We start from the raw sequence: 7520 nt of genomic DNA, 5'->3' as shown, positions 1-7520 counted from the left end.
AGAACGGCTCGATCCACTTCGGATCATCCGCTGAGATCACCCCACCCATGCCCAGCCAACGCACCAACCGCCACACCGGTTACGGGACAACCTCTAGGCGCCCGGTCCGTCGCTCTTCCTGCCTGGGCGCCGGCGCCTGGCCTGTTGTCCGGCTTCAGGGGATGAGCACGATCCGTCCGGGCAGGCCGCCCTCGGCCAGCCGGGCGTGGGCCTCGGCCGCGGCGTGGAGCGGGTAGGTGTGTGCGACACGGGCGAAGAGGACTCCGTGGTCGGCCAGGCGGGACAGTTCGGTGAGCAGGGCGCCGTCGGACTGCACGCTGAGGGCCTCGACACGGATGCCGCGCTCGGAGGCGGGTTCGCTGCCGGGCCACAGGCCGGCGTAGGCGCCCGCGTCGCGGACGGCGGCGCGCGCGGCCGGCCCGAGACCCGCGGCGTCGAGCACGCCGTCGAAGCCGGCCGCCTCGGGGGTCTGGCCGCGGGCCATGAAGTGGTCGGCGCCGCGGGCGCGGACGAACTCCTCGTCAGCGGCGGAACCGAGGCCGGTGACCTTCAGCCCCTGCCGGTGGGCCAGTTCCACGGTGTGGGCGCCGACTCCACCGCCCGCGCCGGTGACCAGCAGGCTCTGCCCCGGGGTCAGGTCGAGCAGGCGCAGCACCTGGGAGGCGGTCGTCGTGTTCAGCGGCAGCGCCGCAGCGTGGGTGTCGTCGAGGGAGGCGGGGGCCGGCGCGAGGGTGTCGGCGTCCAGGACGACGTAGTCGGCGTGGGTGGCCAACGGCTTGTGGTGACCGGTGGCCAGGGCGATGACTCGCTCGCCGATCGGCCAGCTGACGCCGGGGCCGGTGGCATCGACGGTGCCGGCGACATCCCAGCCCAGGCCAACGCTCTCCTCGCCGCCGAAGACGCCGGCACGCATGGCCGCGTCCACCGGGTTGAGCGCGGCGGCCCGCACCTTGATCCGATCGGGACTCTGGAGCACGGGCCCCTGCGCTATACCGACCTTCAGCGTTCCATCACGGGGATCTCCCAGCGCATGCTCACGCATACCCTGCGTCAACTACAGCGCGACGGCCTGGTGACCAGGACCGCCTACCCCGAGGTGCCCCCGCGGGTCGAGTACGCGCTGACCGACCTGGGCGCCACCCTGCTCGACGCCGTCACCGCACTGATCGATTGGGCAGGCACCCATCACGACGAGATCCAGGACAACCGTTCCCGCTTCGACGAGGCAGGCGGCCGGGGTTGACCAGGCACGGGGAGCCGTGTCCTCCCGGACGGCGGATGCTGCACTCAGACTTCGTCCTCGACGTCCTCGTCCGCGTCCGGGTCCCGCAAGGGGCGCGGGCCCTGGCCGGGGTCGCCGGCCTTGAAAGCAGCGCAACACCGTCGAGCGGTGCATCAACCGCTTGAAGCAGTGACGCGGCATCGCCACTCGCTACAAGAAGACCGCGCGCGTCCGCTCCCTCGCTCCCCGTGTGCGTCATGGATCGGTCTGGGCCAGCAGCGGAAGGATCCACTGACCGATCTGGACGGACTCGCTCGGGTCGAAGCGGACAGTGAGTGGGGTGGCGCCACCTGCCTTGAGTGCGGGCCGCGGATCGTACGTTGACGATGTTGGCGTCTGGGTCGCGCAGCCACACTGAGCAGCGTCCCCACGGCTGGGTTGTCGGCGGTTCGAGGATCTCAACGCCCTGCGCCGGCAGCCGTTCGTGGCGTGCGTCCACGTCGGTAACCTGGAACTCCAGGGTGAAGCCTCCACTTGCAGCGGCGGTCATCGATCCTGGCACCATCGACTCCATGCCCTGTGTGGAAAAGAACGACAGGACGGCACCGGGGACTTTCACCCGGGCGAAGGGCTCGCTGCCTTCGACATCTGCGTCCAGGACCGCGGCTTAGAAGGCGGCGAGGGCCGGAACATCGTCGGTGATCAGCGCGGTGCCGGTGAAGTGTGGCTGCATCCGGGCATCGTAGGACGAGGGTCGGACACCGGGCCCTGGCACCGGAAGAAGGCTGCCGGACGTGGCTGACATGATCTTGTCGTGTCTGGTGTGACACGGCGTCGGAGCCCTCCTGGATAGCCCCGCTCACCGGGCTGAGCTCACGTCAGTTCGGCAAGCTCATCACCGCGTTGCGGCGCGAAGGCGCGTACTCGGTGAGCAAGAGCCAGCCGTGGAGCAGGCAGCGCTCAAGCGAGCCGGCCGCCAACGCGGCATCGAAGCCGAGGCCGAACGACTCCGGGACGTCTTCCGCGCCGACTGGGCCCACCAGCCCCCGCTGGTCGAGGACGCGCTCGGCAAGCAGATGCTCGCACTCCTGGTCCAGCTGGAGGCCGCCTGCACCGCGGCCGACAATCTGTCCGAGGCAGTGGAGGAAGCTTTCCCTCAGCACTCGGACGCTGAGATCATCCTCAGCTTCCCTGGACTCGGCATCCAGCTCGGCGCCCGGGTGCTCGCCGAGATCGGAGACGACCGCAACCGCTTCGCCGACGCTCGCGGCTTGAAGGCATACGCCGGGGCTTCCCCCATCACCAGAGCCTCCGGCAAGAAGTCGAGCATCACCCGTCGGTGGGTGAAGAACGACCGGCTCAACCATGCCGGCTACCTCTGGGCCTTCTCCGCGATCACCGCCTCACCAGGCGCCAAGACCCATTACCGCAGGCGCCGCGACGAGCACGGAGACTGGCACGCAGCCGCCCAGAGGAACCTCTTCAACCGCATGCTCGGCCAGCTCTACCACTGCCTCCAGCACCGCAAACCGTTCGACGAACACACTGCTTTCCCCGTCGACCTCGCCGCCGCAGCTTGACACGCTAAGTGCCTGAGGTGTCTTTCTCGGCCTCGCAGCCCTGTGCTGCTACAAGCGACTGCTCCGCCTCACCACATAGGACACCGTCATTAGGGCCATGTGGCCGATCTCGTCTTGCGCGGCGGCTCCGAATCCCAGAGCATCCATTACATAATCGCAGCTTCCCCACCTTCGACTGCCCGGGAGATCAGCATGTCCAGAACAGGCGACTCACATTCCAAGATTCCAGTGAATCCATTGGTGGCCACGCTCATCGAGAAAGACGTGGGGAACAATGTAAGGATTATTCGGGGATTCGTTGGCCCGTCAGACGATGACGCCACTGTCGTCATCTATCAGCGGCTCGACCGCCTGTCTGACAAGGTGGAAATCCCGGAGGCTGACATCCTGCACCACGCCGAGGCGCCGTCATCCCCTTTCGGAGGCGTGATTCTCTGGGTCAAGAAGGATGCCGAAGTCCTCATCAATCGAGTTGAGGAATCAGAACCCTCGGACGGCCCCCTAAAGGGTGAGATGCGAGAATCCAGAAAGGGAAGACTCCGCATGCACGTTCCAGAACGCCAGGTATGCACATCGAATTGCGCACCCTGCTATTCACCGTACTGCGAGGTGTGCACGTCGTCCTGCTGGGTTCCGCTGCGATGAGATTCGACGATTTGTGTACAGCACTGCAGGCACTCGAGTTCCCCTCGGACGGCGAGCGGGACCACCCGGAGCTCCGAGCCGTTCTCGCTGCGCGATCGAGTATCCAGGATGCCGTCCTCGATGACGACTTCCTCGCGAGCTGCCTTCATTTGGAGTTGCAGCTGCTCGAGAGAAATGACTTGCGGCCGGGATTGGTGCCGTTCTTCACGATGCCGGGGCTCGGGGTTCGATTCGCTTTTGGGTACTGGTCCCCGGGAGGCTCGCCAGGGCCACACGAGCACACAGCTTGGACGATTACTGCAGTCTGCCGCAATGAACTCGAGGTAGTGACTTACGACCGAGAGGAGTCGTATTCTCGTCGGGAGTTGGTTCTCAAGAATCGCTTTCCCGCCTCGGCCGGGAAAGTCGGCTACATCTACAAACCTTGCATCCATGCGCCGATTAATAATTCGTCGCGCTGGTCGCTGTCTTTCCATATGACCAGCCCGAGGGACGGCGAGGACCCAGGCGATGGATGCGGCGATCCCCTACCCGGCCTCTTGGGGAGGGCAAGACTCGACCGGACGAAAAGCGACCACGTCTACCGAAAGGTCATTGAAACGCGGCGACGGGTAAGGCGCATTCGCGCCATCGGCAATATGCTTCCCTCCCTGAACAGCGCGAAAGCCTCGTCTCTTTTGGATAAATGTACCGCTCTTGGTGGCTTCATGACCGATAGGCCTGAGTCTGGCAAGCCAACCCGACACGGGTTTGCACTAGAGCGTGTGCACAGGGACCTTGAGCTGAGTTACCGCCTCGACGCCGGGATGGCAGTCCTCTATTCGGAGACTCCGACTGGCTCGTTGAAGGAACTAGCTGTCGACAGCCTCGGGCGCGAGGCGATCGCATTTGTTTCCAAAGAGCGAAGCTTCACAATCGAGGATATGCCAGGAAATCTATCTCCGGAAGAGCGTCTACACATTGCAGACGCTCTGCTAGAGACTGGCCTGTACGTGAAAATTGGTGATGATTATGCATGCACGTCAGATTGAGGTCGCATCGGACTCACGGCAGGTTTTCAACGCCCTGTCCTACGAGGCTCCATTTGTCGTCGAGAAGCTAGTAAAAGATCATATTGCAGACACACCGGAGGAAGGTCAAGCGCTTTTTGAAGAAGTCAAACGATACCTCGTACTCGTAAGCGTGAGCGGTGGGGCGGCGTGGCCCATGTACTCCCTGCGCGTCGACGAAGCATGGCATCAATTCATCCTCTTCACTCGGCAGTACATGGAATTTTGCCATAAATATTTTGGTAGGTACATGCCTCACAGTCCGAGCAATTCTCCGACGGACGGTCAGGAGAAGCCTAAAGCCGCAACATCATTTATGCTCTTCGCGGATCATTATAAGGATCTCTTTGGCGCCCAGTTGCCGAATATCTGGCTTGACGCAGAGACTGTCACAATCCGTCGGCGGGTAATCAATGACAATGTTGGGTCAGTCAGAGTCCGGGCAGACTTGGACGCGGTAGACCTGCTGACTCCGAGCGGTGAAATTTTGTTTTCCGTTAACAGGCTTGCCGAGGATGCCCTGACATTCATCGCCCATACCGGCGCCTTCTACGTCAGAGAACTGCCCGGTGACCTGAGCGACGATGAGAAGACGGGTCTTATTTCGGCCCTGATGGAAATCAGGATCCTCCGTTCAGCCTCATGATATGTCCTCGCCCTCTCGACCAGGGGCAACCAAATGCGCTGCGGCCGCAGCCTCGGTCGCCTCATCGAAGGCCAAGTACGGCACGCCGGCCTGGGATCCGCTAGGGCGTGGGAGCGGCGGATACTAATGAGCTCGTGCACGGTAGGCGGTGAGACGTCGAGCCTGGATGGTTGATCATGGTCAGGTGGTGGGGAACTCGACGCGTGCGGTGATCATCAGCAATCGGCGGATCACGGGTCTGACTACCGGAGTGATTGCTGAAATCGCGTCTCCACCCACACCGGCTCAGCCCTCAACACCCCACCCATACAGGCAAAATGCCCGCCACCGAGCCTTGTACAACAACACCCTTTGGATCTGGGCGCACAGCGGCGAGAACGAGCGATACGTGCTGTGACAAGCCCTGCGCTACGACCGAGACGATCTCCAAACCGTGCTGCCCGGCCCGGCCCGCGTCGGCAGCCCGGGCCACCTTCGTGTGAGGGAGCGAATGCCGCACCCTGACATCTGTCAGGGACGTGACGCACCTGGCTGCACCTACATTTCATGGCGCTGACTCGCGGGACTACGGCGGCTGGAGCCAGAGCGACGTGAATGCTCCGGTCGGGTAACAGCAGTAGTCATCGTGACGAGGCGACGAAGGCTCCGTCCAGCGGGCATCGCGGCGAAAGACGGGACCGCGGGAGCCGTCAGCCCTTCGACCAGGGAGAAGACATGCGCAGTACTCGCCGGATTTTCAGCGTGGGAGCGGCCGCGCTGATGCTCGGGGCAGGACTTCTGGCTGGCACTTCCGGTGCGGCCCACGCAGCAGCGTCGGACTGCGAGGGAGGCAAGGCCGGCTTCACCGACATCCCCAACAGCCTCAGCGGCACGGGTGTAGCAGGGGCAGGAGCGCTCGTGATCGACCATCCCCAGGCCGTCGTCTCGTACGCAATGCAGACCGGAAACGTCGGCGGCAGACAGATGGGGTGGGGTGCCCTGAGCAGCAACACCATGGGCCCCGGTGCCGTAGGCCAGGTCTGGATGGACGTCACCAACGACAACAAGCAGTCGTGGATCCAGTGCGGCCCCTTCTATCTGCGCTCAGCAGGCAGGATCACAACTGCGGCCTACCCGACCAGCAGCTCATCCAGCCGGGCCTTCCGCGTCTGCGCGAGGTTGGCCAGCCCTGTGAGGGACAGCGGCATCACCTGCACCCCCTGGTGGTAGGCCGTCGACGGTAGACCGACGCGTGTCATCGCAGATGAGCTGGGCATGGAGGGGGCGTGAGTCCGCCTCCGTCCGGCCGCTGAGCAGTAATTACGAGGGCTCCGGGGCACAACGCCCCGGAGCCCTCGTGTTTACAGCAACGCGGTGGTGCTAGCGGCGGCGCGGGATGGTGACCCGGGCCTCCGCCAGGACGATGCCGCTCGCCGGGGCTCGGTGCACGGGAACGTACAGGCCCCAGCCGGACGAGCCACCTCAATAACCCGGCCCGCCCCCAGCTCCCGCTTGATCACCCGATACAACGTCGGCAGCGAGGGCACACACTGCGTACCCCACCCCTCCAACGCCCCTCTTCCTGGGCCCGGAGCATCCTGCGCCGCAACTCCGCGACGCTCCCGCCCGCCTCCGCGAGGACCTCCCACAACGCGTCACTCAGCGAAAACCCTTCCTGCCGCGGCCACGCCCCGACATGGCCCCGGCGTCCATCGGCCAGCCACCGCCACACCGTCCGTTCCGACACACCCGCCAGCTCCGCCGCGATCCGCACGTGCAACCGCGACAGCGTCCCCTGCCCATCCACCGCAAGAAGCCGCCGTACCACACCGCTGACACAGCAAGACCCCGCGCGGCACGGCCGGGTCTCACGCTGCCCAGTACCCCGTTGATACTCCGTCTGCCTTGAAAATGGAACGCGAACTTCGTGCCATCTTCCACATCGGTGGCGATTTCCGTCCACTCGCCGGCGGGAGCGAGTGTGTAGCCGTCCTGGCAGTAGGTGTCACCGTTCGAAGGAACGAAGCACACTCTGACGTAGCGGGGGGCATTCGGCTTGATGTTGATATCCGCGCAGTTGCTGGTCGACTTGAGGTGACCATAGACGATGTTGGGCAAGAAGCTCGAGTTGGCTGGCTTGTTGTAGCTGTGGGCGCTTCCGTAGCAGGAGGCCGCGCCGGCGGTGGACGCACTCCCGATGAGGCCAGCGCCTGCGAGGGCGGTGGCGAAAGCAAGGCTGACGATCTTCTTGTGAACGCTCATACATCCCCCTAATTCAGCTTGACAAGCGCACATCCCGCTGTTGTCAGCCGGAGATCGGCTCCGGTGCCACGTGACGCTAAGGAAGCGCGTGCCGGTGGGATCGCAGCGTTCTTGGACGCTGCGATCCCCTGAAGCCG

General features: G+C 64.3%; 7 protein-coding genes and 2 pseudogenes. 6 read left to right on the top strand and 3 right to left on the bottom strand.

Translation table 11 applies throughout. The features are described from left to right. Nucleotides 1-154 precede the first annotated feature (154 nt). On the bottom strand, nucleotides 155-976 hold the full coding sequence (locus IO24_RS0118180) for a zinc-binding dehydrogenase (protein ID WP_167551619.1): 822 nt from the start codon (nucleotides 974-976) through the stop codon (nucleotides 155-157). Here IO24_RS0118180 and IO24_RS0118175 point away from each other — a divergent pair. Continuing rightward, complete coding sequence (locus IO24_RS0118175; protein WP_107062984.1) at nucleotides 863-1243, top strand: winged helix-turn-helix transcriptional regulator; 381 nt, start codon at nucleotides 863-865, stop codon at nucleotides 1241-1243. The two genes, IO24_RS0118180 and IO24_RS0118175, sit on opposite strands and share 114 nt — an antisense overlap. Here IO24_RS0118175 and IO24_RS47625 read toward each other — a convergent pair. Further along, nucleotides 1155-1880: a VOC family protein gene (locus tag IO24_RS47625; protein ID WP_420823257.1), complete on the bottom strand. Its 726-nt coding sequence runs from the start codon at nucleotides 1878-1880 to the stop codon at nucleotides 1155-1157. The genes IO24_RS0118175 and IO24_RS47625 overlap by 89 nt on opposite strands. Nucleotides 1881-2071: 191 nt before the next feature. On the opposite strand from IO24_RS47625, the pseudogene IO24_RS44490 reads away from it, so the two are divergent. The 5 genes and pseudogenes from IO24_RS44490 to IO24_RS0118145 all read left to right on the top strand — a co-directional run. Beyond that, nucleotides 2072-2173, top strand: a pseudogene (locus tag IO24_RS44490) (IS5/IS1182 family transposase); the annotation flags it as partial. After that, nucleotides 2173-2802, top strand: a pseudogene (locus tag IO24_RS0118170) (IS110 family transposase); the annotation flags it as partial. The pseudogenes IO24_RS44490 and IO24_RS0118170, both read left to right, overlap by 1 nt. A 611-nt stretch (nucleotides 2803-3413) precedes the next feature. After that, nucleotides 3414-4478 carry a cupin domain-containing protein gene (locus tag IO24_RS45230; protein ID WP_157851272.1) on the top strand — a complete coding sequence of 355 codons (1065 nt, stop codon included), beginning with the start codon at nucleotides 3414-3416 and terminating at the stop codon, nucleotides 4476-4478. Further along, nucleotides 4459-5142 carry a glycine-rich domain-containing protein gene (locus IO24_RS45225; RefSeq protein WP_157851271.1) on the top strand — a complete coding sequence of 228 codons (684 nt, stop codon included), beginning with the start codon at nucleotides 4459-4461 and terminating at the stop codon, nucleotides 5140-5142. Before IO24_RS45230 ends, IO24_RS45225 begins: the two co-directional genes overlap by 20 nt. An 897-nt stretch (nucleotides 5143-6039) precedes the next feature. Beyond that, nucleotides 6040-6351, top strand: a complete 312-nt coding sequence (locus IO24_RS0118145; RefSeq protein ID WP_051905937.1) for a hypothetical protein — start codon at nucleotides 6040-6042, stop codon at nucleotides 6349-6351. 429 nt (nucleotides 6352-6780) lie between these two features. Here the strand turns inward: IO24_RS0118145 and IO24_RS45220 are convergent, their stop codons facing one another. After that, the gene (locus tag IO24_RS45220; protein ID WP_157851270.1) at nucleotides 6781-7383 is read right to left on the bottom strand and encodes a hypothetical protein; all 603 of its coding nucleotides are present in this window, start codon (nucleotides 7381-7383) and stop codon (nucleotides 6781-6783) included. Nucleotides 7384-7520: the final 137 nt, after the last annotated feature.

Source organism: Streptomyces flavovariabilis (assembly GCF_000725785.1).
Taxonomy (GTDB): Bacteria; Actinomycetota; Actinomycetes; order Streptomycetales; family Streptomycetaceae; genus Streptomyces; species Streptomyces hawaiiensis.
The sequence above is the reverse complement of the archived record's forward strand: the minus strand, read 5'-3'. Positions and strand labels throughout refer to the sequence as shown.

Bases quoted from the DNA above. Each gene is read 5' to 3' on its own strand.
- IO24_RS45225 (WP_157851271.1), top strand. From the start codon at position 4,459: ATGCATGCACGTCAGATTGAGGTCGCATCGGACTCACGGCAGGTTTTC.
- IO24_RS45220 (WP_157851270.1), bottom strand. From the start codon at position 7,383: ATGAGCGTTCACAAGAAGATCGTCAGCCTTGCTTTCGCCACCGCCCTC.